The organism is Litorilituus lipolyticus (assembly GCF_006439335.1).
In the GTDB taxonomy this organism is placed as follows: Bacteria; Pseudomonadota; Gammaproteobacteria; order Enterobacterales; family Alteromonadaceae; genus Colwellia; species Colwellia lipolytica.
Genome location: NZ_SAWY01000007.1, coordinates 1 through 26,386, shown reverse-complemented (window position 1 = coordinate 26,386; position 26,386 = coordinate 1). Strand labels below are relative to the sequence as shown.

At 39.2% G+C, this 26,386-nt stretch carries 32 protein-coding genes; 21 read left to right on the top strand and 11 right to left on the bottom strand.

The genetic code is table 11. The annotated features are described in order from the left end of the window. Window positions 1-10 precede the first annotated feature (10 nt). The 17 genes from rplE to EPA86_RS03625 all read left to right on the top strand — a co-directional run bounded on the left by rplE (window position 11) and on the right by EPA86_RS03625 (window position 9,926). The gene (gene rplE, locus EPA86_RS03705; protein ID WP_140602026.1) at window positions 11-556 is read left to right on the top strand and encodes a 50S ribosomal protein L5; all 546 of its coding nucleotides are present in this window, start codon (window positions 11-13) and stop codon (window positions 554-556) included. A gap of 4 nt (window positions 557-560) precedes the next feature. Beyond that, complete coding sequence (rpsN, locus tag EPA86_RS03700; RefSeq protein ID WP_140602024.1) at window positions 561-866, top strand: 30S ribosomal protein S14; 306 nt, start codon at window positions 561-563, stop codon at window positions 864-866. Window positions 867-885: 19 nt separating this feature from the next. Then, the gene (gene rpsH, locus EPA86_RS03695; protein ID WP_425462561.1) at window positions 886-1,275 is read left to right on the top strand and encodes a 30S ribosomal protein S8; all 390 of its coding nucleotides are present in this window, start codon (window positions 886-888) and stop codon (window positions 1,273-1,275) included. A 10-nt stretch (window positions 1,276-1,285) separates the two neighbouring features. Further along, complete coding sequence (gene rplF / locus EPA86_RS03690) at window positions 1,286-1,819, top strand: 50S ribosomal protein L6 (RefSeq protein ID WP_140602020.1); 534 nt, start codon at window positions 1,286-1,288, stop codon at window positions 1,817-1,819. A 9-nt stretch (window positions 1,820-1,828) separates the two neighbouring features. Beyond that, entirely contained in the window at window positions 1,829-2,182 is a 354-nt protein-coding gene (gene rplR, locus EPA86_RS03685) for a 50S ribosomal protein L18 (protein WP_118959325.1), read from the top strand. 10 nt (window positions 2,183-2,192) lie between these two features. Continuing rightward, window positions 2,193-2,702 carry a 30S ribosomal protein S5 gene (gene rpsE, locus EPA86_RS03680; protein WP_130603182.1) on the top strand — a complete coding sequence of 170 codons (510 nt, stop codon included), beginning with the start codon at window positions 2,193-2,195 and terminating at the stop codon, window positions 2,700-2,702. Window positions 2,703-2,708: 6 nt separating this feature from the next. Next, complete coding sequence (gene rpmD / locus EPA86_RS03675; RefSeq protein WP_118959323.1) at window positions 2,709-2,888, top strand: 50S ribosomal protein L30; 180 nt, start codon at window positions 2,709-2,711, stop codon at window positions 2,886-2,888. Window positions 2,889-2,890: 2 nt separating this feature from the next. Beyond that, the gene (rplO, locus tag EPA86_RS03670) at window positions 2,891-3,325 is read left to right on the top strand and encodes a 50S ribosomal protein L15 (RefSeq protein WP_140602018.1); all 435 of its coding nucleotides are present in this window, start codon (window positions 2,891-2,893) and stop codon (window positions 3,323-3,325) included. A gap of 6 nt (window positions 3,326-3,331) precedes the next feature. Further along, entirely contained in the window at window positions 3,332-4,657 is a 1,326-nt protein-coding gene (gene secY / locus EPA86_RS03665; protein ID WP_140602016.1) for a preprotein translocase subunit SecY, read from the top strand. 27 nt (window positions 4,658-4,684) lie between these two features. Continuing rightward, the gene (gene rpmJ, locus EPA86_RS03660; protein WP_118959320.1) at window positions 4,685-4,798 is read left to right on the top strand and encodes a 50S ribosomal protein L36; all 114 of its coding nucleotides are present in this window, start codon (window positions 4,685-4,687) and stop codon (window positions 4,796-4,798) included. A gap of 151 nt (window positions 4,799-4,949) precedes the next feature. Further along, a complete protein-coding gene (rpsM, locus tag EPA86_RS03655; RefSeq protein ID WP_118959319.1) occupies window positions 4,950-5,306 on the top strand; it encodes a 30S ribosomal protein S13 in 357 nt (118 codons plus the stop codon). 13 nt (window positions 5,307-5,319) lie between these two features. Continuing rightward, the gene (gene rpsK, locus EPA86_RS03650; RefSeq protein WP_070375058.1) at window positions 5,320-5,709 is read left to right on the top strand and encodes a 30S ribosomal protein S11; all 390 of its coding nucleotides are present in this window, start codon (window positions 5,320-5,322) and stop codon (window positions 5,707-5,709) included. A 31-nt stretch (window positions 5,710-5,740) separates the two neighbouring features. Continuing rightward, window positions 5,741-6,361 (top strand): 30S ribosomal protein S4, encoded by a 621-nt coding sequence (gene rpsD / locus EPA86_RS03645; RefSeq protein ID WP_140602014.1) that lies wholly within the window; start codon window positions 5,741-5,743, stop codon window positions 6,359-6,361. 25 nt (window positions 6,362-6,386) lie between these two features. Beyond that, window positions 6,387-7,376 (top strand): DNA-directed RNA polymerase subunit alpha, encoded by a 990-nt coding sequence (locus EPA86_RS03640; RefSeq protein WP_118959317.1) that lies wholly within the window; start codon window positions 6,387-6,389, stop codon window positions 7,374-7,376. A gap of 43 nt (window positions 7,377-7,419) precedes the next feature. After that, window positions 7,420-7,824: a 50S ribosomal protein L17 gene (rplQ, locus tag EPA86_RS03635; RefSeq protein ID WP_118959316.1), complete on the top strand. Its 405-nt coding sequence runs from the start codon at window positions 7,420-7,422 to the stop codon at window positions 7,822-7,824. Window positions 7,825-8,009: 185 nt separating this feature from the next. After that, on the top strand, window positions 8,010-8,909 hold the full coding sequence (locus EPA86_RS03630; RefSeq protein WP_140602012.1) for a phosphoribulokinase: 900 nt from the start codon (window positions 8,010-8,012) through the stop codon (window positions 8,907-8,909). A gap of 54 nt (window positions 8,910-8,963) precedes the next feature. Then, window positions 8,964-9,926 (top strand): phosphotransferase family protein, encoded by a 963-nt coding sequence (locus EPA86_RS03625; protein WP_140602010.1) that lies wholly within the window; start codon window positions 8,964-8,966, stop codon window positions 9,924-9,926. Window positions 9,927-9,953: 27 nt separating this feature from the next. On the opposite strand, the gene EPA86_RS03620 is transcribed toward EPA86_RS03625, so the two are convergent. From EPA86_RS03620 to EPA86_RS03570, 11 genes are all read right to left on the bottom strand, one after another. Continuing rightward, complete coding sequence (locus tag EPA86_RS03620; RefSeq protein ID WP_140602008.1) at window positions 9,954-10,361, bottom strand: OsmC family protein; 408 nt, start codon at window positions 10,359-10,361, stop codon at window positions 9,954-9,956. A 105-nt stretch (window positions 10,362-10,466) separates the two neighbouring features. Next, the gene (locus tag EPA86_RS03615) at window positions 10,467-10,826 is read right to left on the bottom strand and encodes a DUF3802 family protein (RefSeq protein ID WP_140602006.1); all 360 of its coding nucleotides are present in this window, start codon (window positions 10,824-10,826) and stop codon (window positions 10,467-10,469) included. Window positions 10,827-11,056: 230 nt separating this feature from the next. Then, a complete protein-coding gene (gene argB, locus EPA86_RS03610) occupies window positions 11,057-11,899 on the bottom strand; it encodes an acetylglutamate kinase (RefSeq protein WP_140602004.1) in 843 nt (280 codons plus the stop codon). A gap of 13 nt (window positions 11,900-11,912) precedes the next feature. Further along, on the bottom strand, window positions 11,913-12,977 hold the full coding sequence (gene argC / locus EPA86_RS03605; RefSeq protein WP_140602002.1) for an N-acetyl-gamma-glutamyl-phosphate reductase: 1,065 nt from the start codon (window positions 12,975-12,977) through the stop codon (window positions 11,913-11,915). A gap of 104 nt (window positions 12,978-13,081) precedes the next feature. Next, window positions 13,082-14,176, bottom strand: coding sequence for a succinylglutamate desuccinylase (astE, locus tag EPA86_RS03600; RefSeq protein WP_140602000.1), 1,095 nt, complete (start codon window positions 14,174-14,176; stop codon window positions 13,082-13,084). Beyond that, complete coding sequence (gene astD, locus EPA86_RS03595; protein ID WP_140601998.1) at window positions 14,176-15,639, bottom strand: succinylglutamate-semialdehyde dehydrogenase; 1,464 nt, start codon at window positions 15,637-15,639, stop codon at window positions 14,176-14,178. The genes astE and astD overlap by 1 nt, the downstream gene beginning before the upstream one ends. A gap of 26 nt (window positions 15,640-15,665) precedes the next feature. After that, the gene (gene astA / locus EPA86_RS03590) at window positions 15,666-16,682 is read right to left on the bottom strand and encodes an arginine N-succinyltransferase (protein ID WP_140601996.1); all 1,017 of its coding nucleotides are present in this window, start codon (window positions 16,680-16,682) and stop codon (window positions 15,666-15,668) included. A gap of 74 nt (window positions 16,683-16,756) precedes the next feature. After that, a complete protein-coding gene (locus EPA86_RS03585; RefSeq protein WP_140601994.1) occupies window positions 16,757-17,971 on the bottom strand; it encodes an aspartate aminotransferase family protein in 1,215 nt (404 codons plus the stop codon). Between the two features lie 359 nt (window positions 17,972-18,330). Continuing rightward, window positions 18,331-19,476, bottom strand: coding sequence for an HDOD domain-containing protein (locus tag EPA86_RS03580; RefSeq protein WP_140601991.1), 1,146 nt, complete (start codon window positions 19,474-19,476; stop codon window positions 18,331-18,333). A 124-nt stretch (window positions 19,477-19,600) separates the two neighbouring features. Then, a complete protein-coding gene (locus tag EPA86_RS03575) occupies window positions 19,601-20,185 on the bottom strand; it encodes an anthranilate synthase component II (RefSeq protein ID WP_140601989.1) in 585 nt (194 codons plus the stop codon). A gap of 203 nt (window positions 20,186-20,388) precedes the next feature. Continuing rightward, on the bottom strand, window positions 20,389-21,567 hold the full coding sequence (locus tag EPA86_RS03570; protein ID WP_140601987.1) for an alginate export family protein: 1,179 nt from the start codon (window positions 21,565-21,567) through the stop codon (window positions 20,389-20,391). Window positions 21,568-21,877: 310 nt separating this feature from the next. On the opposite strand from EPA86_RS03570, the gene EPA86_RS03565 reads away from it, so the two are divergent. From EPA86_RS03565 to EPA86_RS03550, 4 genes are all read left to right on the top strand, one after another. Then, a complete protein-coding gene (locus EPA86_RS03565) occupies window positions 21,878-22,108 on the top strand; it encodes a hypothetical protein (protein ID WP_140601986.1) in 231 nt (76 codons plus the stop codon). Window positions 22,109-22,465: 357 nt separating this feature from the next. Continuing rightward, on the top strand, window positions 22,466-24,355 hold the full coding sequence (locus EPA86_RS03560) for a tetratricopeptide repeat-containing diguanylate cyclase (RefSeq protein WP_140601984.1): 1,890 nt from the start codon (window positions 22,466-22,468) through the stop codon (window positions 24,353-24,355). 305 nt (window positions 24,356-24,660) lie between these two features. After that, entirely contained in the window at window positions 24,661-24,999 is a 339-nt protein-coding gene (gene glnK, locus EPA86_RS03555; RefSeq protein WP_140601982.1) for a P-II family nitrogen regulator, read from the top strand. Window positions 25,000-25,017: 18 nt separating this feature from the next. Further along, entirely contained in the window at window positions 25,018-26,283 is a 1,266-nt protein-coding gene (locus tag EPA86_RS03550; RefSeq protein WP_140601980.1) for an ammonium transporter, read from the top strand. The last annotated feature ends 103 nt before the right edge of the window (window positions 26,284-26,386 follow it).

Sequence of the window (26,386 nt, the reverse complement as noted above, 5' to 3'; positions counted from 1 at the left end):
GGAGTAAACGATGGCGAAACTGCATGATTTTTACAAAGATACAGTTGTAGCAGAACTTTCTAATAAGTTCGGTTATAAAAGTGTCATGCAAGTCCCTCGGATTGAAAAGATCACCCTTAATATGGGTGTTGGTGAAGCAATTTCTGACAAGAAAGTGTTAGAGCACGCCACAAATGATCTTACTGCAATCTCAGGTCAAAAGCCGATCACGACAGTAGCACGCAAATCAGTTGCGGGCTTCAAAATTCGTGAAGGCTATCCTATAGGTACAAAAGTAACTCTACGCGGCGAGCGTATGTGGGAATTCTTAGAACGTTTAATCTCTATTTCAATTCCTCGTATCCGTGACTTCCGTGGCTTAAACCCTAAGTCATTCGATGGTCGTGGTAACTACAGCATGGGCGTTCGTGAGCAAATCATCTTCCCTGAAATCGATTACGATAAAATCGATAAAATTCGCGGATTAGATATCACTATTACTACTAGCGCGAAAGACAACGAAGAAGGACACGCATTATTGTCTGCCTTCAATTTCCCGTTTAAGAAGAAGGTGTAGAGTTATGGCTAAAGCGTCAATGAAAGCTCGTGAAGCAAAACGTACTAAACTAGTAGCTCAGTACGCTGAAAAGCGTCGTGCGTTAAAAGAAATCATCTCAAATGTTAACTCTTCTGAAGAAGAGCGTTGGGATGCAGTATTGAAACTTCAAAGTTTACCTCGTGATTCATCAAGTAGCCGTCAACGTAATCGTTGTAACGTTACTGGTCGTCCACATGGTTACTTACGTAAGTTCGGTTTAAGCCGAATCAAGTTGCGTGAAGCAACTATGCGTGGTGAAGTTCCAGGTCTTAAGAAAGCTAGTTGGTAATTCACGGGAGTAAATGGTTATGATGACTGATCCTATCGCGGACATGTTTACACGCATCCGCAACGGTCAATCTGCAGCAAAAGTTGCAGTACAAATGCCATCTTCAAAAGTTAAAGTTGCAATTGCTAACTTGCTTAAAGAAGAAGGTTATATTTCAGATTACACAGTAGCTGAAGGTGTTAAGCCTGAGTTATCTGTAACTTTGAAGTATTTTGAAGGTAAAGAAGTAATTGAAAAGATCAAGCGTGTTTCACGTCCTGGTCTTCGCGTATACAAAAGCTGTGATGAACTTCCACAAGTTCTTGCAGGTATGGGTATCGCAATCGTATCTACTTCAAAAGGTTTGATGACAGATCGCGCCGCTCGCAATGCGGGTATTGGCGGTGAAATCATCGGTTTCGTAGAGTAAGGAGCAAATTATGTCTCGTGTTGCAAAAGCACCTGTCGCTGTTCCTGCTGGCGTTACCGTAACGTTATCAGGTCAAGACATCACAGTTAAAGGTCCAGTAGGTGAACTTTCTCACACTGTTCACGGTTTAGTTAAGGTATCTCAAGAAGAGAATAACTTAGTAACAACTGTAGCTGAAGAAAGTAAGCAAGCTTGGGCTCAAGCCGGTACTGCACGCGCTTTAATCAACAACATGGTTGAAGGTGTGAGTAAAGGTTTTGAAAAGAAATTAGTTTTACAGGGTGTTGGTTACCGTGCAAAAGCTGCTGGTAAGGCGTTAGACTTATCTTTAGGTTTTTCACACCCAATCAAACATGAAATTCCAGCTGGAATTACTGTTGAAACTCCTAGCCAAACTGAAATCACACTTAAAGGTGCTGATAAGCAGTTAGTTGGTCAAACCGCTGCGAACATTCGCGCATACCGTAAGCCAGAGCCTTATAAAGGTAAAGGTGTACGTTACGCTGATGAATACGTTCGTCGTAAAGAAGCTAAGAAGAAGTAGGGTAATACTATGGATAAGAAAACATCTCGTTTGCGCCGCGCTAAACGCGCTCGTGCAAAAATCAGCGAGTTGGGTGCGAATCGTTTAGTTGTATTCCGTACTCCTCGTCACATTTACGCTCAATTAATCGCTCCTACGGGTTCTGAAGTAATCGCTGCGGCGTCTACTGTAGACAAAGAAGTTCGTGGTTCAATTGAAAAAACAGGTAATGTTGCCGCTGCTGCTGCAGTAGGTAAAGCAATTGCTGAACGTGCAAAAGCAAAAGGCGTTGAGTCTGTAGCATTTGATCGTTCAGGTTTCCGTTACCACGGTCGCGTTAAAGCATTAGCAGAAGCAGCTCGCGAAGCTGGTCTTCAGTTCTAGGGGTTTGATAATGGCTAATCATAATCAAGAAAACTCACAACAAAGTGATATGGCTGAAAAGCTAATCGCCGTTAACCGCGTATCAAAAGTGGTTAAAGGTGGTCGCATTTTCAGTTTCACCGCATTAACAGTAGTTGGTGACGGAAATGGTCGTGTTGGTTTTGGTTACGGTAAAGCACGTGAAGTGCCTGCTGCAATCCAAAAAGCAATGGAAAAAGCACGTCGTAACATAGTAACAGTTGACTTGAAGGGTACTACTCTTCAACACCCTATCAAGGGTCGTCATTCTGGTTCTAAAGTTTACATGCAACCAGCTTCTGAAGGTACAGGTATCATCGCCGGTGGCGCGATGCGTGCAGTACTTGAAGTTGCAGGCGTTCAGAACGTATTGTCAAAAGCATACGGTTCTACTAACCCAATCAACGTAGTTCGCGCTACTGTTTCTGCCCTAGCGAATATGCATTCGCCAGAAGGCATGGCAGCTAAACGTGGCAAAAGCGTTGAAGACATTTTGGGGTAATTGAGCATGTCTAAAACAGTAAAAGTAACACAAGTGAAGAGCTCTATTGGTCGTTTACCAAAGCACAGAGCTACATTAAGAGGCCTTGGTCTACGTCGTATCAACCATACAGTTGAGTTAGAAGATACTCCTTCTGTACGTGGTATGATTAACAAGGTTTATTACATGGTTAAGGTGGAGGATTAATAATGCATTTAAATACTTTATCCCCTGCACCGGGATCTAAAAAAGCTAAGAAACGCTGCGGTCGTGGTATTGGTTCTGGCATCGGTAAAACTGGTGGTCGTGGTCACAAAGGTCAGAAGTCTCGTTCTGGCGGTAGTGTGCGTCCTGGTTTTGAAGGTGGTCAAATGCCTTTAAAACAACGTTTACCTAAGTTTGGTTTTACTTCACGTAAGTCTTTAGTTCGCGCTGAAGTTCGTTTACATGAATTAAACCTAATTGAAGGCGATGTTGTAGATATCCATGCACTTAAAGACGCTGGTCTTATCAGCCGTAACATTGAAACAGCAAAAATCATGCTGTCTGGCGAAATTACTCGCAAGATCACTGTTCGTGGCTTAGGCGTAACTAAAGGTGCTCGTGCAGCTATTGAAGCTGCCGGTGGTAAAATCGAGGAATAATACAGAATGGCTACACCAGGAATGGATAATAAAGGCGCAGGCGGTTTGTCTGAGCTAAAACAAAGATTATGGTTCGTATTCGTTGCGATAGTTGTGCTTCGTTTAGGGTCATTTGTACCAATCCCTGGTATTGACGCCGCTGTATTAGCTCAGTTCTTTGAACAACAAAAGGGCACCGTTGTAGAGATGTTTAATATGTTCTCTGGCGGTGCACTTGAGCGAGCCTCAGTATTGGCTCTAGGTATTATGCCGTACATCTCAGCTTCTATCATTATGCAATTGCTTACGGTTATGCACCCAGCAATGGCAGAGTTGAAAAAAGAAGGTGAAGCTGGACGACGTAAAATCAGTCAATACACACGCTACGGCACATTAGTTCTAGCAACAGTTCAATCGATTGCGATTGCGAGAAGTTTACCTGATATGATGCAAGGCTTAGTTATTAATGCTGGCTTTGGTTTCTATTTCACTGCGGTAGTAAGTTTGGTCACTGGTACTATGTTTTTAATGTGGTTAGGTGAGCAAATTACAGAACGCGGTATTGGTAATGGTATCTCAATCATTATCTTCGCTGGTATTGTTGCTGGCATGCCTTCAGCTGTTGGTCAAACAGCTGAGATGGCGCGTCAAGGTGAAATGCACCCATTAGTATTATTGCTTATTGGCGTTGTGGTATTTGCAGTAACTTTCTTAGTTGTATTTGTGGAACGTGGTCAACGACGTATTGTTGTAAACTACGCTAAACGTCAGCAAGGCCGTAAGGTATTTGCTGCACAAAGTACACATTTACCATTGAAAGTGAATATGGCTGGTGTAATTCCAGCTATCTTTGCCTCAAGTCTTATCTTGTTCCCCGGCACAATTGCGAGCTGGTTTGGTCAAGGTGACGGCCCCGTTGCAGATTTCTTGCAAGGACTATCTGGTGCAATGTCCCCAGGTCAACCTTTGTATGTAATGATGCTTGCGGCAGCAATTATATTTTTCTGTTTCTTCTACACGGCATTGGTTTTCAATCCGCGTGAAACAGCAGATAACTTGAAAAAGTCAGGTGCGTTCATTCCAGGGATTCGTCCAGGTGAACAAACATCCAAATACATTGATAAAGTAATGACACGTTTAACCTTAGCTGGTGCGATGTATATTACCTTTGTCTGTTTGGTTCCTGAGTTTATGATGATGGCATGGGACGTACAGTTCTATTTTGGTGGTACATCACTACTAATTATTGTTGTTGTTATCATGGACTTTATGGCACAAGTACAAACGCATATGATGTCTCATCAATATGATAGTGTGCTTAAAAAAGCTAACCTTAAAGGCTACGGCCGTTAGGCTAAAGCTAGGTAAACGGAGTATAAAATGAAAGTACGTGCATCCGTAAAAAAGATTTGTCGTAACTGTAAAGTGGTAAAGCGTAAGGGCGTTATTCGCGTTCTTTGTGCAGAGCCAAAGCACAAACAACGTCAAGGTTAATTTTAACCTAAGCGAAAGCTAAATCTTTTAGGAGTGGCATTATGCAGATATTTCTGTATAATGCCGCTTCGATTTGCGAAAAAGAGTCTGGTTGAGTATCCTAACGGGCTTTTCAACCAATTAATTTTAAATTTTTATAGGAGATGTGTTAGTGGCCCGTATCGCTGGCATTAACATCCCTGATCGTAAGCATGCAGTAATCGCCATTACTGCGATTTACGGTATCGGTGCAACCCGTGCAAAAGCAATTTGTGCGGCAACTGGTATCGCTGAATCAACGAAGATCAGTGAATTAGACGAAGCTCAAATTGATTTGCTTCGTGCAGAAGTGGATAAATTCACCGTAGAAGGTGATTTACGCCGTGAAGTTTCAATGAACATTAAACGTCTTATGGATTTAGGTTGTTTCCGTGGCATTCGTCACCGTCGCAGTCTTCCTCTACGTGGTCAACGCACTAAAACAAATGCGCGTACACGTAAAGGTCCTCGTAAGCCAATTAAGAAGTAAGAGGAACTAGACAATGGCTAAAACCCCAGTTCGTACGCGTAAACGCGTAAAAAAACAAGTTGCTGATGGCATGGCTCATATCCATGCTTCTTTCAACAACACAATCGTGACTCTTACAGATCGTCAAGGTAATGCTTTATCTTGGGCGACTGCAGGTGGTTCAGGTTTCCGTGGTTCACGTAAATCTACACCTTTTGCTGCGCAAGTAGCTGCAGATCGCGCTGGCGCTGCTGCAAAAGAGTTTGGCTTGAAGAATATTGAAGTGTTCGTTAAAGGTCCAGGTCCAGGTCGTGAATCTGCTATCCGTGCCTTAAATGCTGCTGGTTTTAAAATCACCAACATTACAGACGTTACACCAATTCCTCATAATGGTTGTCGTCCTCCTAAGAAACGTCGCGTTTAATCGCTCTTTTTAGGATAGTTGGAGAAAGAAAATGGCAAGATATTTAGGTCCTAAGTTAAAGCTTAGCCGTCGTGAAGGTACAGATTTGTTCCTTAAAAGCGGTGTTAGAGCTATTGACACTAAATGTAAAATCGAAACAATTCCTGGTCAGCACGGCGCCCGTCGCGGTCGTTTATCTGATTACGGTGTTCAACTTCGTGAAAAACAAAAAGTTCGTCGTATTTACGGTGTACTTGAGAAACAATTTAGTAATTACTACAAAGAAGCGGCACGTTTAAAAGGTAATACAGGTGAAAACTTGTTACAACTTTTAGAAAAACGCTTAGATAACGTTGTATACCGTATGGGCTATGCAAGCACTCGTGCTGAAGCTCGTCAATTAGTTAGCCATAAGGCTATCGTAGTAAACGGCGTTGTAGTTAATATTCCATCTTTCACTGTTAAAGCTGAAGATGTGGTTTCTGTTCGTGAGAAATCTAAAACTCAAGCACGTATCATCGCTGCTTTAGAATTAGCTGAACAACGCGAGAAGCCTGTCTGGGTAGAAGTAGATAACAAGAAGCTTGAAGGCGTGTTCAAACGTGTTCCAGATCGTGCTGATTTATCTGCGGAAATTAATGAACAGTTGATTGTTGAACTTTACTCTAAGTAAAGTTGCACTTTAAGAGAGGACATATATGCAGGGTTCTGTAACCGAATTCCTTAGACCACGCTTAGTAGGCATTGAAACCGTTAGTGCTCGTCGTGCTAAGGTAACTTTAGAGCCATTAGAACGTGGTTTTGGTCACACTTTAGGTAATGCTTTACGCCGTATCCTTTTATCTTCAATGCCAGGTTGTGCTGTAACTGAAGTTGAAATTGACGGTGTATTACACGAGTACAGTAGTAAAGAAGGTGTTCAAGAAGACATCATCGAAATATTGTTAAACCTTAAAGGGCTTGCAGTTATTTTAGAAGGCAAAGATGAAGCCGTTCTGACCTTAACTAAGTCTGGTGAAGGCCCTGTAACGGCAGCTGATATTCAGCATGATGGCGATGTAACTATTGCTAATCCAGATCATGTTATCTGCACCTTAACAGGTGATGGCTCTATCAGCATGCGTATTAAAGTTGAAATGGGACGTGGTTATGTTCCAGCTTCTACGCGCCGTGATGCCGAGGAAGAAGATCGTGCTATTGGTCGTTTGTTGGTTGATGCCTCATTCAGTCCTGTAGTAAGAATTGCTTATGATGTTGATTCTGCACGTGTTGAACAACGTACAGATTTAGACAAATTAGTATTAGACATGGAAACTAACGGTACGTTAGATCCAGAAGAAGCAATCCGTCGTGCTTCAACCATTTTAGCTGAACAGCTAGATGCGTTTGTTGAACTACGTGATATTAAAGAAGTTGAGCAAGTGGAAGAGAAACCATTGTTTGACCCTATTTTGCTTCGTCCTGTTGATGACTTAGAGTTAACTGTTCGTTCAGCTAACTGTCTAAAAGCAGAAGCAATTCAATATATTGGTGATTTAGTACAACGTGCTGAAGTTGAGCTTCTTAAAACGCCTAATTTAGGTAAGAAGTCTTTAACTGAAATCAAAGACGTTTTAGCGTCTCGTGGTTTATCTTTAGGTATGCGCTTAGAAAATTGGCCGCCTGAAAGCATCGTTGACAACGACTAGTTCGATCATCGTTTTTTTAATAGTTTGAGAGAAGGATTAACTTATGCGTCATCGTCACAGCGGTCGCCAGTTAAACCGTAATAGCAGTCATCGTAAAGCGATGTTCCGCAATATGGCAAGCTCTTTAGTTAAGCACGGCGTTATCAAAACGACTGTTGCTAAAGCTAAAGAACTACGTATGGTAGTTGAGCCATTGATTACATTGGCCAAAACCGACAGTGTTGCAAACCGCCGTTTAGCGTTTGCTCGTACACAAGACAAAGAAGTAGTAGGTATTTTATTCAGCGAACTTGGTGCACGTTACCAAGATCGCCCAGGTGGTTACACTCGCATTTTAAAATGTGGTTTCCGTACTGGTGATAAAGCGCCTATGGCTTACATTGAGTTAGTAGACCGCCCAGTAGTAGAAGATGCTCCTGAAGTAGTTGAAGAGTCAGCTGAAGCTTAAGCAATCGCTTAATCTTCATGATTTAAAAACCGAGCTATATGCTCGGTTTTTTATTGCTCATGTTATATCAAATAACTAGCGTTAATAGGCAAATATACCCTGTTGGTATCTTACTTACTTGACCTATGCGTTAATACACCGTATAAATTTAGATCCTGTAATTTACCTCGCTAGCGAAACAGAGTATGTCATCAAGAAACCCTATTATTGCCGTCACTGGTTCATCTGGAGCCGGTACGTCAACGACAACATCATCGTTTGAACATATCTTTAGAACATTAGGTATTAGCTCTGTTAATGTTGAAGGGGATAGCTTTCACCGCTTTTCACGCCAAGAAATGGATATGGAGAAAAGAAAAGCTAAAGAGTCTGGTGAGAATATTAGTTATTTCGGAGATAAGGCAAATGATTTTGAAGCTCTAGAACGGCTATTTCGCGATTATGGTGAACATGGTAAAGGTAAAACCAGACGTTATTTACACACCTTTGATGAAGCTGTACCTTATAACCAAATGCCTGGTACTTTCACCCCTTGGGAAGATTTAGGGGAGGGCACAGATTTACTTTATTATGAAGGACTTCATGGTGGCGTGGTAACTGACACAATTGATGTGGCTAAGCATGTTGATTTGCTAATAGGCATGGTACCAATCGTTAACTTAGAATGGATTCAAAAAATTATTCGCGATACCAATAAACGTGGTCACAGCAGAGAAGCTGTTACAGCCAGTATCGTTAGAAGTATGGAAGATTATATTTCTTTTATCACGCCACAATTCTCACGTACGCACATTAATTTTCAGCGTGTCCCTACCGTTGATACTTCCAACCCATTTAGTGCTAAAGCCATCCCTTCCCTAGATGAAAGCTTTGTAGTTATTCGCTTTAGAGAAGTCAAGAATGTCGATTTTCAGTACTACCTAAGAATGATTGATGGTTCATTTATGTCTAGGGTCAGTACATTAGTGGTACCAGGTGGTAAAATGGGATTGGCAATGGAATTAATTTTAACCCCCTTAATACGTGATCTCATCGAAAGAAAAACGCAAGCTAATAAGCAGTTAGATTGGATGAGCGACCTTTAAACGAACAAATAGAGATTTCCCTTTATTTATACTAAGAGTGATCTAACTCATTTTATGGTCAAACTACCAAATCAACCGAGTTATCAACATGCGTGTGAAATTATAGATAATTTTGCACTATCTTTTTGGTTGCCTTTACTCGAAACCCTACAGGAAGATTACGCCTTAGGTGCTGGGCAATGGCATCGAATTAATGAGGGTGGGAATGCCTTATTTGACTTGAACGACGCATATATTGTTAAAGTAGTACCACCCAATTGGATCTCGCAAGGATTAAAAGAGATCGATATAAATAGCATCCTTGTTGAAGATCTTTCGGTTGAGCGACCTGCACTTATCGCACATGGTGAAATCAATGGCTGGTTATACCTTGTGATGACAAAGCTTTCAGGTATTTGTTTAGCAGAAATCTGGCCAGGGTTAACTCAGCAAGAAAAACTCCCAATTATTAAGCAAGTCGGTCAACTGATGCGAGAATTCAGTCAAGTTAAGCCTCTTCAGGTTTCTTGTTTGTCGGTTGATTGGTCAACATATATTGCGCGATTAAAAGAAGACTGCTTAGCTAGGCATAAAAGAAACAAGCTTGATGACCATCTGTATCAACAAATTACCTCATACTTAGAAGAGCATTTATCAGATCTTCAAATTGATAATAATTGTTTCATCCACATGGATTTGCATCCTTGGAACTTAATGGCACAGCAAAACGGCTCTCAGTGGGCTATTAGCGGTGTTCTCGATTTTGGCGATGCAATTATAGGAAAAAGCCATCTGTATGAAGTATTAACTCCCTGTTGCTTTATGGTGCAAGGCGATAAAGTCCTTTATAAAGCGATGATAGAGCAATATGGAATTATAAGTACTGAGAAAATGGATGAGATGCAGGATGTACTCATGTCACTAGCATTAATCAGAGAAGCCTCAGACATAAATTTCGTCATGGGACAGGTACCTAAGATAGGTAAGCGCGATAATTGGTCAACTATCGCGCGAGAGCTATTCCCCTTAATAAATTAATTATTTTGAAGGGGAGCTATTTTTTATCTAATCTTTATTTCTAATTTCAAAGTCATGGGTGATATTAACTTTCTCTGCTAACATCAAAGCTACAGAGCAATATTTGTCAGCAGATAAACTTACAGCTCGCTCGACATGTTTTTCTGCAATATCTTTTCCAGTCACTACAAAGTGTAGGTGAATGTCTTTAAATAGCTTAGGAACGCTATCAACACGTGTTCCGGTAATCTCAACATAACATTCATCAACCTGTTGGCGTGTTTTTTGTAAAATGCTGACAACATCAACCGATGAGCAACCGCCGAGCGATATGAGAACATTTTCTAAAGGGCTTGGTGCTAGATTACCGCCATTTGCATCAAGAACCATCGTATGACCACTTGCTGATGTACCCAAAAAAAGCTCTTCACCGAGCCACTTTACTTGTGCTTTCATTGTAAAATCTCTTAATTAAAAAGGAGAGGGGATAACCACTATATTACCAAAGATTTATTGCGCCAACCTTACAATATTATTGTGTAAGTCTAAGCAATATCTAGTTTATTCGTCTTGTTTCGTAAGGAGGGTATTTATTACGCTATCAAATAGGTTTTTGATAAGGCCAGCAAATTCTTTAATGAATGTTCTCTGTTCGGCGGTTACAGGATTATTAACAACGCCACTTAGAATTTCTTCTAAGTCATATACAATAGCATCAACTTCTCGAATTATTGCATTACGTTGATTGAAGGAGAGAGTTGAATTTTGACTACAAACCATGATGATTTGTTCACTGAGCTCAATTTCTATTACTTCCATCACAGACTCTGAGTCTTCAGCTGTGGCAGAGTTTTCAAACAAACTCAAATGCTCAGTGAGGTATTCTATAATGTGAATATAACCTTCAGTGTCTGTAACCATAATATTAATTGTTACCTTTGAGAAAATTCAAACTACTTTCGTTTGATTATAGCAGCTTAAAATTGTTTGTAATTTCTACTACTCAGTTTATACCACAGATGAACAATAAAGGAATGTAAAAAGAAAAAAAATGAATAGCTACAATAAAAAAGCACCTTGTTCTGTTAGAGTGAGAACAAGGTGCTTTAGGTATGGTGTATGCTATTTATACAATATTGGCTTGTTTGCAATTATAAACTAATGCGTGTGCCCTTATCGCCTTTGCCGACAGCAACATCAAGGAATGCCCCTTTAATTTGAGGTCCAACAATAGCAATATTTTTAACGCCATCAACTAACACTGATAATGCTTCTTCTACCTTAGGTATCATACCGCCTTGGATAACTCCTTCGTTGATTAGTTCACGCGCTTCTTGTTCGTTGACATGGGCAATACGTGTATCTTCATCACCGAGTTCACCGTATATGGCTCCTACAGCAGTAGTAAGTAGTAATAAGTCTGCTTTAAGCGCTCTGGCAATTTGCACAACCGTCGTATCTGCATTGATATTAAAAATACGCCCAGAGTCCTCTTCTACGCCTAAGGTGGCAATAACAGGGACTAAGCCTAATTCAGTTAACTGCGTTAATAATGCCGCATTAACTGAGGCTACATCACCCACTTCACCAAAATCAATAGGTTTGTCACCAGCACCTGACATTACTCTAGGCGGTCGTTTAGTTGCCGTAACAAGCTTTCCAGATGCACCATTACAAGCAAAAGCATTAACACCAACCTGCTGTAACTCTTGTGCTAAGCTTACGTTTACTTCTCCGCAAATGGCTTGTTTAACAACAAGTAAATCAGCTTCACTGGTAATTCTTCGTCCAGCGACTTTATTTGGCACTAAACCATGCTTTTCTTGTAATTCATTGACCTGTGGGCCGCCGCCATGCAACAGCACTACACGCCAGCCAGCATCAACAAGATCCTTTACATTAGCGGCGATACCACTACGTTCAACTTCACCTTGTAATACATCGCCGCCGACTTTTACGACAGCGATAGGTTGATGACTTTGATTGTCAGTCATAATAAAGCCTTATTTATGGCCAAATACCAGGCTGATCAAGACCAAACGAAGCATCTTTACCTGTCATTAAATTGAAGCTTTGAATGGCTTGCCCAGCACCACCTTTAACAAGGTTATCTATTGCTGTGATACACGCTAAGGTACGTTGACCTGTAACTTCGTCAATACGAACACTGATACCTACTTCAACACGAATAGTATTTTTAACGGCTACCACTTCAGGGCTTTGACCTACAGGCATAACGATAACACTACGCTGATCGGCATAGTATTCTTCATATAGTTTTTGAATATCAGCTTCTGAAAAGTTTTCAGGCAAGTCTAATTGTGAAATAGCTAAAATACCACGAACAAGCGGAGCTGATACTGGGATAAAATCAAGAGAGGTATTGCTTGCGCCCGCTTTACCTAATGTTTGTAAAATTTCAGCTCTGTGCTGATGTTGTAGCGTTTTGTATGCTTTTAAGTTATTTGTGCGTACAGGGTGATGCGTACCTTCAATTGGACGAACACCAGAACCAGATGAGCCAGTCATGGCTACTGTTCTAACGTTACTATCAACCAGAATACCTGCCTTAGCTAATGGTAATAAACCAACAGCAATACCTGTCGCAAAACAACCAGGGCTTGCAACATATTGAGCTTCTTTAATGGCTTCAGCGTTTAGCTCAGGCATACCGTAAGTAAACGTACCTAATCGCTCTGCACACGGATGCTCAGGAGCGTAATCGCGAATGTAGTCATCCAAACTATCTAAACGGAAGTCACCTGATAAATCAATGATACGAACACCTGTATCAAACAACTCCATCGCTACGCGAGCAGTAATGATGTGTGGCATCGCTAAGAAAACAATATCAGCACCTTCGACACAAGCTTGTGGTGTAATATCTTCAATAACTAGGTCAGTTTTATCTAAACCAAATAAAGAACGATGAACTTGACCAATGGTTTTTCCAACGTAGTCTTTACTTGAAACACGTAATACTTCTACATCATCACGGACAATTAAGTGGCGAAGTAATTCTGCAGCGCCATAGCCTGCGCCGCCAATAATCGATACTTTAGTTTTGCTCATGAGTTTCCTCTTTTATTCAGTGATTAATCGCTGTTATATGATAGCTGATTAATTAATGACTGGTCATTAAGCGGACCAGTATGACGCTTTATCATTAAATCTATTTATAATTCACAAGGTATAACCATTAATGCAGCACGTTGGTTGATACCAACATTGGCATTAGGAAATACAATGCTTTCACCTTCATGGGTGGTTTGATAGTTTTGTTCATCTTCAGCTAACAAAGTGCCTGCTGGGTACCCAGTAAAGTTACTGACATCGTCAGCAACATTAAGCTTAAAGTTATCTGTATATTTAGTGATGTCACCTAACACTTTAAATAAATTAAAGTCGGCATTATCGAATTCTTTAAGCGCTATAGCTTCATTGCTAACAAATGCCGATAGGGTATTGTAAGCAGCTGCAAATTTAGACATGTCATTTTCACCAAATCCTCTTACTTTGCCGAGCTCTACTGTGAAGGCGTGGGCTGAGAAATTGGCGCTGCTGTAGTATGAGAAAGTCCCGCTGGGAGCATGACCAAATAATATAGTACTGACCCCACATGCTCGCATAAAGGCGAGTTGTTCTTTGTCCCAAGGTTTATCACCCTGGTAAGGGTAAATAGCGAACTTCTCATGTTTTGAAGGTCTAATGGCTGTGTGCAGATCATAGTGATACGTTGTAGCTCCGTTTGACGCAAAGTCGCTACCAACATGATTAAAAAAGTTACTAACGTATGTTTCTAATTTTTCAGCACGTTCTTTTTCATAACATGGCGCAATATCGTTATATTTTCCACAGAATAAGCGATTCAAGTTTTCAACAGAAAAACGTTTACTTATGTTCATTGACACTGGGTTACCAATAATGAATAAAGTACGGTGAGCCACATGACGTCTACCTTGCACAATATCTTTAAGCATTTGGTTGACTATTTCGATAGGCGCAGTTTCATTACCGTGAATACCTGATGAAATAACAATATTCTTTAACGGCAGTGCAAGTTCATTTGGTTCTATTACTATTACACCGATATCAAGTAACTTAGCTGTCGCTTGAGAAAGAGAAAATGTCAAAGAGGCATTTTCTTGATTTTCTAAACCTTGCTCGAATGGTTGAGTTATTGCAAGAAAGTCACCCGTTTCTTTAAAGGCATTAAAAGCTTCAGTAAACTCTGCTGAAGAGGCATTGATTAACGGTGTTTTAGTAGTCATTAGAATGATAATCCAGGGCTAAGTGATTCAGGTAACGCTACTTTTTCAACTTCTACAGAAGAAATCGGGAATGCGCAGTAATCTGCTGCATAATAAGCGCCAGCTCTGTGGTTACCACTGGCACCAATGCCACCAAACGGTGCTGCACTGTTTGCGCCAGTCGTTGGGCGGTTACGGTTTACAATACCTGCACGAATGCGGCTTAAAAATTGTTGCCATAACGCTTCACTGTCGCTCAGTAAGCCAGCAGATAGACCAAAGCTAGTGGCATTAGCTTGTTCAATAGCTTGCTCAAATGTGTCGTAGCGATAAACTTTTAGTAAAGGACCAAAATGCTCTTCATCAGGAATGTTGGCAACGTTAGTGACTTCAACTATTGAAGGTGTAACAAAACCGGTACCTGCAGTGTGCTTCATCTCAACCAGTACATTGCCACCTAAATCGATTAACTCTTGTTGAGCTGCAACTAATCCAAGGGCTGCCTTTTCAGAGATAAGCGAGCTAATAAATGCATCACTATCATCATATGGACCACTTTTTATTTGTTGAGTCACTTCAACTAAGCGCGCTAAAATAGCATCGCCTGTTTCATTATTTTCTAAGAATAAGCGTCTTGCACAAGTACAACGTTGACCTGTGGTAACAAAAGCAGATTGAATAATGTCATGCACTGTTGCATCTATATCTGTAACATCTTTAACGATTAGAGGATTATTCCCGCCCATTTCTAACGCCAAAATTTTACCTGGCTGACCGGCAAATTGTTGATGTAAAATATGTCCTGTCGCTGAGCTACCTGTAAAGAATAACCCGTCTATACCTGAGTGACTTGCTAACGCTTTACCGGTTTCAACTTCACCTTGAACCATATTGATAACACCATCGGGCAAACCTGCTTTTTGCCATAGTTTCATAGTGATCTGAGCAACGAGAGGTGTTAATTCACTTGGCTTAAATACAACGGTATTACCTGCAAGTAAAGCCGGAACAATGTGGCTGTTTGGTAAATGTGCAGGGAAGTTATATGGACCAAATACAGCAACTACGCCGTGCGGTCTGTGTCTAATATATGCTTTTGCACCAGGCATAGGGTTTTCAACAGTGCCAGTACGCTCATTAAAAGCGCGAACCGAGATGCCTACTTTACCTACCATAGCACCAATTTCAGTTCTGGTTTCCCAAAGTAAACGACCTGTTTCTTGTGCAATGGCGGTCGCTAATTCTTCTTTATGTTCAGCTAACACTTCAGCGAATTTTTCAACAATAGCCAAACGTTGTTCGAACGTCTTGTCAGCCCATTGATAAAAGGCTTCACGTGAAGAGGAAATGGCTTGCTCAACTTGGTCTGCTGTTGCAGATTCGCCTTGCCATAACTGCTCATTATTAGCTGGGTTAGTTGAAACGAAGGTATGGCCTTTGCCTGCTTGCCAATTGCCTTGGATGAAATGCGTATGAGTTGACATATTTATTCCTAATAATCTTTTAAGGGTTAGTTAGAAACTAAGCGAACCCAGTCACCTTCTTTCACTAGTAATGCATCAGCAACTTCTTGGCTGATCACAACTTGCTCGGCAGTTGCTCGTAATGAAAGGGGAGCTTGTGTCGCTCTAAAATTTGCTACGTCACTGTTACAAATAATATAGTTATCTGTGGATTGCACGTCACCGATAATCACTTGGCAACGCTTACTTTTATTAATGGTTTTAATATTTTTGATATCAGCTTCGACAGTTGGACCACCGTCAAAAATATCAACATAACCACGTCGTGAGAACCCTTCGGCTTCTAACAAACGCACTGCTGGAACAGTATGCGGATGTACTTGGTTAATCACTGCTTGCGCATCTTTACTAAGTAAATTGACATAAATAGGGTATTTCGGCATTAATTCAGCAATAAACACTTTTTTACCGATACCTGTTAAGTAGTCAGCTGTGGGAAAGTCCATCGAAAAGAAGTGCTCTTCTAGCCATGCCCAAAATGGAGAACGTCCCTCATCATCTGAAACACCGCGCATTTCAGCAATGACAGTTTCAGAAAATCTTTCTTGATGCTCTGTAATAAATAAGAAACGAAAACGCGATAAGAAGCGGCCATTATTATTTTTACGGTGGCTCTCACTTAGGAATAAGGTACAAATTTCTGTTGCGCCAGTATAATCATTACACAATGAGAGTGTTTCTACTGTGTTATAGATATTGAGTTCACGAGAATTATGGACAACTTTACCTAGATGATAGTGATAAAAGGCATCTTCTAAACCGACAGCTGCTTCTATACCACTAGTCCCTACAACTTGGCCTGTTTCTGTATCTTCCATAACAAATAGGTAGCCTTCATCACCTGGCTGGCATACTGTTTTAGAAAATGAAGTTTCAGCACGAGCTATTTTGTTTTGTAATAACTCTTCGTTTACGGGTAATGAGGTAAATCCATGGCCAGATTCCACGGCAATCTGATGCAATGCTTCATAGTCATTTTTCTGAATAGGACGTACGATGATCATAAAATGCTCTCAATGATTACTTTGAAGAAAATGGCATAAGTAACAATACTTATGCCATAGGAAGGGGAAGTTAATTAACCTGCAATTTTAGCAACGGCTTTTTCAAAACGTGCTAAACCTTCAACGATATCTTCATCAGGAATTACTAATGATGGAGCAAAACGTACAATGTTAGCGCCAGCAACTAATGTCATTACGCCTTCTGCCATTGCAGCAACTAAGAAGTCTTTTGCTTTACCTTGGTAGTTTTCATTTAAAACGGCACCAATTAGTAAGCCTTTACCGCGGATTTCAGTAAATACATTGTATTTAGCATTGATAGCATTTAAACCATCAACGTATAGTTGTGATTTAGCTTTAACGCCAGCGTATACTTCATCAGTGTTTACCGTATCAAAAACAGCTTCACCTACAGCACAAGCTAACGGGTTACCACCATAAGTACTACCATGAGTACCAATTTTTAAGTGCTTAGCAATTTCTGTTGTAGTTAACATAGCGCCGATAGGGAAACCGCCACCTAAACCTTTTGCTGAAGTAAGAATATCAGGTGTTACACCTAAATCTTGGTAAGCATATAAAGTACCTAAACGGCCAATACCTGTCTGAACTTCATCAAATATTAATAAAGCATTATGTTGATCACATAAATCACGTACACCTTGAATAAACTCAGGTGTTGGTGAAACAATACCACCTTCACCTTGTAATGGTTCAATCATTACAGCACAAGTTTTATCAGAGATTAGTGCTTTTAAACTATCTAAATTGTTGTATTCAGCATGGTCAATAGCACCTGGCTTAGGACCAAAGCCATCAGAATAAGCTGCTTGACCACCTACTGTAACAGTAAAGAAAGTACGACCATGGAAGCCTTGTTTAAACGCAATGATTTGTGACTTATCTTCACCGTGAACATCTAAAGCCCAGCGACGAGCAAGTTTTAATGCCGCTTCGTTTGACTCTGCACCAGAGTTGGAAAAATAAACTTTATCAGCGAAAGTATTATCAACAAGCTTCTTAGCTAAGCGTAATGCAGGTTCATTTGTCATGACATTCGATAAGTGCCAAATTTTCTCGCCTTGTTCTTTTAAAGCGTTTACTAATGCTGGGTGGCAGTGACCTAAACAATTTACCGCAATACCGCCAGCAAAATCGATTAGTTCATTATCTTGTTGATCCCACACTCGAGAGCCTTGACCACGTACTGGAATAACCGCTGAAGGTGCGTAGTTTGGCACCATAACATCATCAAATAATTCGCGACCAACAGGAAAATGTTCTGACATTTTAAAATCCTCATATTTAGTGGGTAAAAGTTTTTAAATAGTAATAGAGATAAAGCTTACTTTATTTTGCTTCATTTAGTTAATGCACTGAGCAAATAATGTTTAACTATTTAAAAAATAGGCGCATATTATGACAGATTATAGCTAGTTTGTCTTGTGTTGTTGGGCTGAAGCCCTTGTAAAATAAGGGTTTGACGGGTTTTATTCAGTTATAATGAATATTTATGGTGCAGTTATTAATTAAACAGAGGCTGATCATCTGTTAAAAGCTATGAGCTTGCATTTACCCTGTGAATAATATGTGCTTCTCATAAATAATCAGAAATAAATTGATGAAAAGTTACTAAAATGTCGTTTTTTTAGCTGAAATTGAGTTTAATATGATCAATATCACTCTTTTTCAGTAAAGCGATTTCGCTTGGATTTAGGTTTACAGACTGCAATAAAGCTTTGGTTTCATCAGCATTGATCAATTCGTCTTTTGCCAAGCTACGAAATGTGACAAAGGCCTTTGCTTTAGCAACAACCTCAGCAATTGGACACATTTTTTTGGTATCTTCTGCATAAGCTAAATCAAATATTGCCTCAGTGATCCTCAAATGCTCAAAGTTCATCTGTTCAATTAAGTCTGCTGACAGTTTTGCACTACGTAAAACGATCTGTTCCAACAGAATATCAGGCGAGGCTTCTATTTTGACTAATATATTATGTAGACGCTTATCTTTATTGTTATAGGCATCTTTTAGTTGTTCGCTATGCATCTCATTAAACGTAGTGAGAAAACAACGAGTAACAGCTAGTTGGCCTATATTTGATAACATGCCAGCGGTAAAGGCGGTAAATGAATCAAGTTCTAGCTTTGCGGCTAAAGCTTTTGCCGCTAAGGCAACAGATAAACTATCGTTCCATAATTTTCTTTTCATCAAACCGTATGGTGCAGTGCTGGTAGGTAGCCAATGTTTCAAAATGAATGTTGGCATTACAAGTTTTAGATTATCTAGCCCAATATAACTTAAAGCAAGTTTACCATCAGTTACTTGAACATCGGCACGTTTGCGATACTGTGGTTTATTAACAAGATTAATTAAGTCGTTATTAAGCCAGGGTAAAGAAGTTGCAAGTGGGTAAATACGGTTAACAGAGGCAGCTCTTTTTGACAATATTTCTAAAATATCAGGAGCAGCATCTTCTATACCTAAAATGGTGTGGTATAAATGTTCTTTGCTATCGAAATCTTCATTAATTTTACTGCGGACTTGATCAAAGAAACGTTGGGTAATTTGTTGCCTAAAGTGTGCTTCACCGTGATCAGCAATTATTTTATTTTGTTGGGCTTCAAGCTCTACGTCTAATAATTCTCTACGTCTATTTTCTTGCTCACTTCCTTGATGCTTCACTGTGGCAACTTTACCGTTGCGTTTTTCAGCGTAATCTTTGCCGATGGATAAACTAATCGCACGTTGGTAAAGAGAAGAAGTAAGGTCTTGATTATCGAAAATTTGCATAGAGTTTGCTTTTAATGATCCATATATCGAATTGCTAGATATTATTTTTTAAGTTTATCGTTTTCTAAAAAGAAAGCACGTATATAATGAAAAAACATAATAAAATATTCGTGTACAGTATAAATTAAGTTATCGGATAGTTTTTGTATTCCTTGATAAAATTCTCTAACAGTTGATGTCCTTGCTCAGTAAGAATTGATTCAGGATGAAACTGTACACTGGCAATAGGATAGTGCTTATGCTTTAACGCCATTATCTCATTAGTATTTGTCCAAGCAGTAATTTCCAAATCAGCGGGTAAACTATCTCTATCAACAATAAGTGAATGGTACCTTGTGACGGATAGTGGTAGGGCTAAATTTGTGAAGAGACCACTATTATTATGCTGTATTTGACTTACTTTACCATGCATGACTTGTGCGGCTTTTTCTACCTTACCACCAAAGTGTTGTGCAATGCATTGATGCCCTAAGCAAACACCTAAAATAGGGATGATATTTGCATAGTGTGCAATAACCGCTAGGGAAATTCCGGCACTATCAGGATCGCAAGGACCAGGAGAAATAACGATAAACTGAGGAACAAGTGATTCAATATCCTTAATCGTCACTTCGTCATTACGCTTAACGATTACCTCTTCTCCAAGCGCTTGAAAATAATGCACTAAATTGAAGGTAAATGAATCGTAGTTATCGATCATTAAAATCAAAAGGGAAGCCTATTACATAGAGGTAGTGAACAACGCGGCTATTCTAATGTTTTTGTATGGAAGTGGCAATGCTACAAATCAGATGACACTGGTGCTGTTAAGAATAAAGGGGATTAAAGCAAAATAAGGATTAAAATAAAAAAGTAAGAAACCAGCGTGTGTTCCAGTTTCTTACTTTTAGTGTGGAGACGTTATTTTAGCTATTAAAATTTAGCAGTTAACTGTACCCATAACTTGTCTGTATCAGTGTGAAGATCTTCTGCACTGAAGTTAGCGTACTTAACTAGCACACCGTAGTTTTTGTTAAATGCGTAAGTACCTACTAAGTTTAATTCATTACCGAAATCTAAACCATCAACGTCAGATGAATAGTCATGGTATGTAGCAGCTAGTTTAACACCTGCAAATTTACCTTTAGCTGTTAAGTAGATATCTTCTAAACCTTGGCCTGGAGTGCCCAAGAATTTATCTGCCCAACCATTGAACTTATGCTTTGTTGCTAGAGGAGTATTGAAACCAACACCATTATCACTACCAAGTAACTCATAACCACCTAACACAGTAACAGGACCAAATTTAGTACCAACTTCCGCATTGATGTAAGTTGCTGTGTAACTTGCTGGGTTATCACCGTTGTCACTTTGCGAAGCAAGGCTGGCGTTAACAAATACAGGGCCAAACTTACCGTTATAAAGTGCACCATAAGTACTTGTTGAGTTAGCTACTGCTGTATCATAGTCTAAGATGTAAGCAAAACCGGCAACTTTGTGCTGCTTATTGAATTTGTAGTTAACATTCGCTAAATGGAAATCACCCTTAACATTACCACCTAAAATGCTGTTAATGTTATGAATGTAGCCATAATCTACTGATAAAGCACCCGCTTTGTATTGTCCACGAACACCATCATAAGTTTGTTCGTTTTGACGCCAACCTACACCACCTACAAAACGCTGGTTGTTGTGTAAAATGCGTTGACGACCAGCAATTGCACTAAAACCATTATTAGCATATTTAACAAATGCTTGGTTTACATCAGTACCTTGAGGATCAGCAACAACTGGGTATTCAGTTTGGCCATTTGTTTTGCTGTTGTAGTCATCAACTAATGCATCAACTTTGTCTACTTCAAGACCAAGAGAAAAGTTTTGATATGAACCTGTGTTAATTGTAATACGGCTTTTTAATGTTAAAGCGTCAGCCGTTTTATCGATACCATCTTGGTCAACACCTTCATAACGTGCGCGGAAGTTAACTTTTACTTTGCTATCAGAAAGTGCTGCAGAAATATCTTTACCGTGTTTTGTTTCGCCTGCGAATGCTGTAGGAGCAGCTAGTATAGAGGCTGCTACTAAAGATAAAGCAAATTTACCTGTTTTCATAATAATATCCTAATGTCATGTTTTATAAAAAATATGTTATTTGGTTTTTATTGTTATTATTTGTAACCAACTTACTGCTTGGGTGAATTTTTGCACTCGGCTCACTTTGAATGTTTGATTTAAATCAAGTTGTGAAAGTAAGTTATTTAATAGATTAAAAATCTTGATTTGCATCAAGTTTACTACGACTTTGGTCTATATTCCTCTATCGTTTTTAAATAAATAATGAAATGATTAAAGGCTCAGCTTGCGTTTTACTCTTTTCTGACCCACCTTTAAGTATGCATTAACTGTATTTTAGGGGGCTTAGGTGCCAATAGAGCGACGTCAAGTTCAGGAAAAAGTTACCAAATTACTTAAAGAGTTGTCTGTTGCTCAACAGTGCTCTTTAAGTGAAGTAAATCGCTATGGTTATACGCTGGCTTTTGTTCGACAAAATGAAAATGGTAAATTAGCTGTTGTGCAGCTTAATGAAGGTATTTTAACAATTGATGATGACGGTGAGATTGATCACCAGCCTGATATCACGTTAAGACATTAATCGAACTTGATTGCTATTAATTATAAGTAGATAACGTAAATGCATGTTGTTTATACCCATTGAAGAATGCTTTCATTAAACCATGTAGATAAGTGCTGGTTGGCATAGAGGATGGTTTTTGTCATTAAAGTTATGTGCAGGCCCAAACTCATAAACAACAGGGGAAATTTTTAAGGGGTTTTTCTTCAGACAATAGCCAAACTTATAATGTTTAATCTTTTTTTGTTATGTTGTTTTTCATAACTTAATGTTATGGTGGATAATAAGTAAGCGGGCAATCTTTCACGGACGATTCAGTTATTGTTTAAAGTATTAATTCAGCGTTTTTATCGCCTATTTCTTTCCTTATGGCTCTTCATGTTTATTCATTCAGCGGCAGCTGAAGGGATAGATATTAATGGTGTTTCGTTAGCTGAATATAACGAGCAACTTTATCTTAAACCGTGGCAAGGTTATCAAGATTTATTAGCTATATCTCCACAATTTAATCAAATGTCACATGAAGATAAATTATGGTGGCTAATTCGAAAAATAGAAGCTGAACATTTATTATTTTTTTATGAAGATTTTAAGCAAACTTTACAGCAAGTAAATGACGTATTGTCAGAAGATCCTACTAGCAATTTACCGTCAGAAATTACAATTACTATCAATTTGTTTTCGGGTATTTTGCAGCAAAAAGAAAGCCAATATACTGAAGCGATCACAACTTTAGAATTAGCGTTAACCCAAGCGAAACAACATAATAATCTTCGTTTAGCGATACGAGCAAAACAAGAATTAGCGTATACCTTAAGTTTAACAGAGCATTTTGAAAATTCATTAGCAGATCTTCAGCTTGCCTATATAGATGCCTTTGCTTTAAAAAATGACTTTTTGATAGCGACTATTAATGAAGTATATGGCGCTATATATGGTTATATGAACGATTATGCGAAGTCGATTAATTATTATGAAAAAGCATTGGCAAGCTATTTGATTTTAGGCTATCCAAGCTATATTGCCGATGCCTTGAACGGATTAGCTGCCACATACCGTTATTGGGATAAGTATGAGCTGGCTGTTGAGCATTACGAACGATATAGACAAGTAGTCACTCAGTTTAATAACCCTGAGATATTGTTTTTTGCTGATTATGGTTTAGGGATGACGTTAGCTGAACAAGGTCAATGTGCTCGGGCTATTACGGTCATTGATCGCGCTTTAGCTTTAAAAGGACATGATGACTATAAGGCTGAACTATATAAACGAAAAGCAGAGTGTTTGATTGAATTTTCTCGGTTAGATGAAGCTGAAGTAGCAATTAACCATGCCAATACAATATTTAAAATGATACCTGAGTTAGTAGATACAAGGTGGCAAAATGAAGTAATGCTCATTGCTGCTAAACTAGCCTATGCGCAAGATAATTACCAAAAAGCTTATCAATTATTAGATCAATATCACCAAAAGAATACTGCGTTAGTCTTAGAGAAATCTTCAGAGCGGTTAGCTAAATTAAAAAGTAATTTAGAATTAGAAAGGCAAGGCGTAGAATCTGCTTTACTGCAACAAAGAGCAAAAGTACTTGAATTGCAGGTCAATCAGCAAATGCAGCGCAATGAATTACAAACGTATATCATTTTTTTCTCGGTGGTATTTTTATTACTTATTATTGTTGTACTAGTTTTACAACAGCGCAGCGCTAAAAAAATTAACAACCTTTCGGTTATTGAACCTTTAACAGGGTTGTTTAATCGCCGCTATAGTTTTGCCTATTTGGATAAATTACTCTCCTCCTCTTCGTGGAATAAAAACCATGTAGCCGTATTGCTAGTAGATATTGCTGATCTTAAAAGCATTAATAACTTATATGGTGAGGCTTTTGGTGATACGGTTATTAAAAGTATTGCCACTATCACTCAAAATGCATTAAGAGGTGAAGATGTGGTAGGCAGGATTGCTGGAGGTGAGTTTTTATGTATTTTATCTCGCTTAGGGACAGAGCAAGAAATTCAAGTATCTGAACGTATTGTTGAAAATGTCGCAAGGCAGGACTTTCGTTGTAATGGTAAGAAAGTTGATGTTGCTGTAAATATTGGTATTGCTATTCGAAATGCCGAAACTCATGATAGCGCAACACTTTACTCACAAGCTGATGAAGCATTAACCGAGGCAAAAAAATTAGCCACAGGGCAAGTCTTTCGCTATCGACGTTTTATGGTTCATCCTCAGCAAGATCATGATTTGCCAAAAAAGAAACTTTAAAGTAAAAATTTATCTTTGCCAGTAGTTACTTTTGCTCAAAAAACGCTTATTAAGCTTATAAACAAATATGAGCTCCTCCTTGAAGATCAGTAATCAACCGTTTTGTTTTTAATATTTTCTTAATCGAAATAACTCTGCACCACACTCAACCAACCCCTTGTAATTGCGCTCTAAAATGGTGCAACTTTTTACCTTTTTGTTAATGAAATGTATTAAACGTGCTGATTTTTAATGGTTTTATTTTATGGCATGTGATTTGTATTGTGATAGTTAGTGCTCATAATGCTAAAAAATAAGAGGTAATAATGAAACTAATTAGCGCAATAATTAAGCCTTTCAAATTGGATGATGTCAGAGAGGCTATTTCGGAAATTGGGGTTGAAGGTATCACTGTTAGTGAAGTTAAAGGGTTTGGCCGTCAAAAAGGGCATACTGAGCTTTATCGTGGTGCTGAATATCAAGTGGATTTCTTACCCAAAGTAAAACTAGAAATAGCGGTAAATGATGATGTGGTAGAGCGTTTAGTTGAAACCATCACTAAAGCGGCCTATACCGGGAAAATCGGTGACGGAAAAATCTTTGTTTATGACCTAGAGCAAGCCGTACGAATTCGTACAGGCGAGCAAGACTCTGAAGCAATTTAATCAATTTAAGGGCTAATCATGGAACAGAATATTTTTCATTTACAATATGCACTCGATACATTTTATTTCTTAATTTGTGGTGCGCTAGTTATGTGGATGGCAGCAGGCTTTTCAATGCTTGAAGCCGGCTTGGTTCGAGCAAAAAATACCACAGAAATTTTAACGAAAAACGTCGCTTTATACGCTATCTCTTGTATTGCCTATTTAACCATAGGTTATGACATTATGTATGGTGGAGGCGTTTTCCTTTCAGGTATTGAAACCGTTGATCCTAGTAAGGTTTTAGAAGATTTTACAAAACGAGAAGATGGTTTTACTGGTGGTGCAATCTACTCTGCAGCTTCTGATTTCTTCTTCCAAGTTGTATTTGTTGCAACAGCGATGTCAATCGTTTCGGGTGCCGTAGCAGAACGCATGAAGTTATGGGCATTTTTAGCCTTTACCGTGGTGTTAACGGCATTTATTTACCCAATGGAAGGTAGTTGGACATGGGGTGGTAATGCTGTGTTTGGTTTATTTACTCTATCTGACCTAGGTTTCTCTGACTTTGCTGGTTCAGGTATTGTACATATGGCAGGTGCTTCTGCAGCATTAGCAGGAGTATTGCTACTTGGTGCTCGTAAAGGAAAATACACAAAAGATGGTCGAATCAATGCGATTCCAGGTGCTAACTTACCACTGGCCACGTTAGGAACTTTTATTTTATGGATGGGCTGGTTTGGCTTTAACGGTGGCTCAGTATTGAAGTTAGGTGATATTGCCAACTCTCATGCTGTGGCAATGGTCTTTTTAAATACCAATGCGGCAGCAGCTGCTGGAGCCGTGTCAGCGTTGGTCTTTGCTAAATTACTATTTAAAAAGGCTGACTTAACTATGACATTAAATGGTGCTTTAGCTGGTTTAGTTGCTATTACTGCAGAGCCATCTACACCTACAGCATTACAAGCAACCTTGTTCGGTGCCATTGCTGGGGTAATTGTTGTTGTATCAATTATTGGTTTAGATAAATTACGTATTGATGATCCTGTTGGTGCTATTTCTGTACACGGAGTTGTCGGCTTATTTGGCTTGTTGTTAGTACCAGTGACTAACAGTGGTTCAACTTTCAGTGGACAATTAATTGGTGCTGCGACAATTTTTGTTTGGGTATTTGCAACAAGTTTTGTTGTATGGTTTATCCTTAAACAAGTCATTGGTATTCGCGTGACAGCTGAAGAAGAGTATGAAGGCGTAGATAAAGCGGATTGTGGTATGGAAGCTTATCCGGAGTTTACTCGAGGTTAATTCTTAACTTAGCACTGTGTTGTCCTGATATAGGTTGACACTTTTTTTCTAAAACGCCTGATGAATTTCATCAGGCGTTTTGTATTTTAAGGCCATATGAGGC

Bases quoted from the DNA above. Each gene is read 5' to 3' on its own strand.
- EPA86_RS03550 (WP_140601980.1), top strand. From the start codon at position 25,018: ATGGAACAGAATATTTTTCATTTACAATATGCACTCGATACATTTTAT.
- EPA86_RS03640 (WP_118959317.1), top strand. From the start codon at position 6,387: ATGCAGGGTTCTGTAACCGAATTCCTTAGACCACGCTTAGTAGGCATT.
- EPA86_RS03560 (WP_140601984.1), top strand. From the start codon at position 22,466: ATGTTTATTCATTCAGCGGCAGCTGAAGGGATAGATATTAATGGTGTT.
- EPA86_RS03620 (WP_140602008.1), bottom strand. From the start codon at position 10,361: ATGAAAGCACAAGTAAAGTGGCTCGGTGAAGAGCTTTTTTTGGGTACA.
- EPA86_RS03585 (WP_140601994.1), bottom strand. From the start codon at position 17,971: ATGTCAGAACATTTTCCTGTTGGTCGCGAATTATTTGATGATGTTATG.
- astD (WP_140601998.1), bottom strand. From the start codon at position 15,639: ATGTCAACTCATACGCATTTCATCCAAGGCAATTGGCAAGCAGGCAAA.
- rpsN (WP_140602024.1), top strand. From the start codon at position 561: ATGGCTAAAGCGTCAATGAAAGCTCGTGAAGCAAAACGTACTAAACTA.
- EPA86_RS03630 (WP_140602012.1), top strand. From the start codon at position 8,010: ATGTCATCAAGAAACCCTATTATTGCCGTCACTGGTTCATCTGGAGCC.
- rplR (WP_118959325.1), top strand. From the start codon at position 1,829: ATGGATAAGAAAACATCTCGTTTGCGCCGCGCTAAACGCGCTCGTGCA.
- EPA86_RS03625 (WP_140602010.1), top strand. From the start codon at position 8,964: ATGGTCAAACTACCAAATCAACCGAGTTATCAACATGCGTGTGAAATT.
- secY (WP_140602016.1), top strand. From the start codon at position 3,332: ATGGCTACACCAGGAATGGATAATAAAGGCGCAGGCGGTTTGTCTGAG.
- rpsK (WP_070375058.1), top strand. From the start codon at position 5,320: ATGGCTAAAACCCCAGTTCGTACGCGTAAACGCGTAAAAAAACAAGTT.
- EPA86_RS03580 (WP_140601991.1), bottom strand. From the start codon at position 19,476: ATGCAAATTTTCGATAATCAAGACCTTACTTCTTCTCTTTACCAACGT.
- EPA86_RS03570 (WP_140601987.1), bottom strand. From the start codon at position 21,567: ATGAAAACAGGTAAATTTGCTTTATCTTTAGTAGCAGCCTCTATACTA.
- rpsD (WP_140602014.1), top strand. From the start codon at position 5,741: ATGGCAAGATATTTAGGTCCTAAGTTAAAGCTTAGCCGTCGTGAAGGT.
- rpsE (WP_130603182.1), top strand. From the start codon at position 2,193: ATGGCTAATCATAATCAAGAAAACTCACAACAAAGTGATATGGCTGAA.
- rpsH (WP_425462561.1), top strand. From the start codon at position 886: ATGATGACTGATCCTATCGCGGACATGTTTACACGCATCCGCAACGGT.
- rplQ (WP_118959316.1), top strand. From the start codon at position 7,420: ATGCGTCATCGTCACAGCGGTCGCCAGTTAAACCGTAATAGCAGTCAT.
- astE (WP_140602000.1), bottom strand. From the start codon at position 14,176: ATGACTACTAAAACACCGTTAATCAATGCCTCTTCAGCAGAGTTTACT.
- glnK (WP_140601982.1), top strand. From the start codon at position 24,661: ATGAAACTAATTAGCGCAATAATTAAGCCTTTCAAATTGGATGATGTC.
- argB (WP_140602004.1), bottom strand. From the start codon at position 11,899: ATGACTGACAATCAAAGTCATCAACCTATCGCTGTCGTAAAAGTCGGC.
- rpmJ (WP_118959320.1), top strand. From the start codon at position 4,685: ATGAAAGTACGTGCATCCGTAAAAAAGATTTGTCGTAACTGTAAAGTG.
- astA (WP_140601996.1), bottom strand. From the start codon at position 16,682: ATGATCATCGTACGTCCTATTCAGAAAAATGACTATGAAGCATTGCAT.
- rplF (WP_140602020.1), top strand. From the start codon at position 1,286: ATGTCTCGTGTTGCAAAAGCACCTGTCGCTGTTCCTGCTGGCGTTACC.
- rpmD (WP_118959323.1), top strand. From the start codon at position 2,709: ATGTCTAAAACAGTAAAAGTAACACAAGTGAAGAGCTCTATTGGTCGT.
- rplO (WP_140602018.1), top strand. From the start codon at position 2,891: ATGCATTTAAATACTTTATCCCCTGCACCGGGATCTAAAAAAGCTAAG.
- EPA86_RS03615 (WP_140602006.1), bottom strand. From the start codon at position 10,826: ATGGTTACAGACACTGAAGGTTATATTCACATTATAGAATACCTCACT.
- argC (WP_140602002.1), bottom strand. From the start codon at position 12,977: ATGAGCAAAACTAAAGTATCGATTATTGGCGGCGCAGGCTATGGCGCT.
- rplE (WP_140602026.1), top strand. From the start codon at position 11: ATGGCGAAACTGCATGATTTTTACAAAGATACAGTTGTAGCAGAACTT.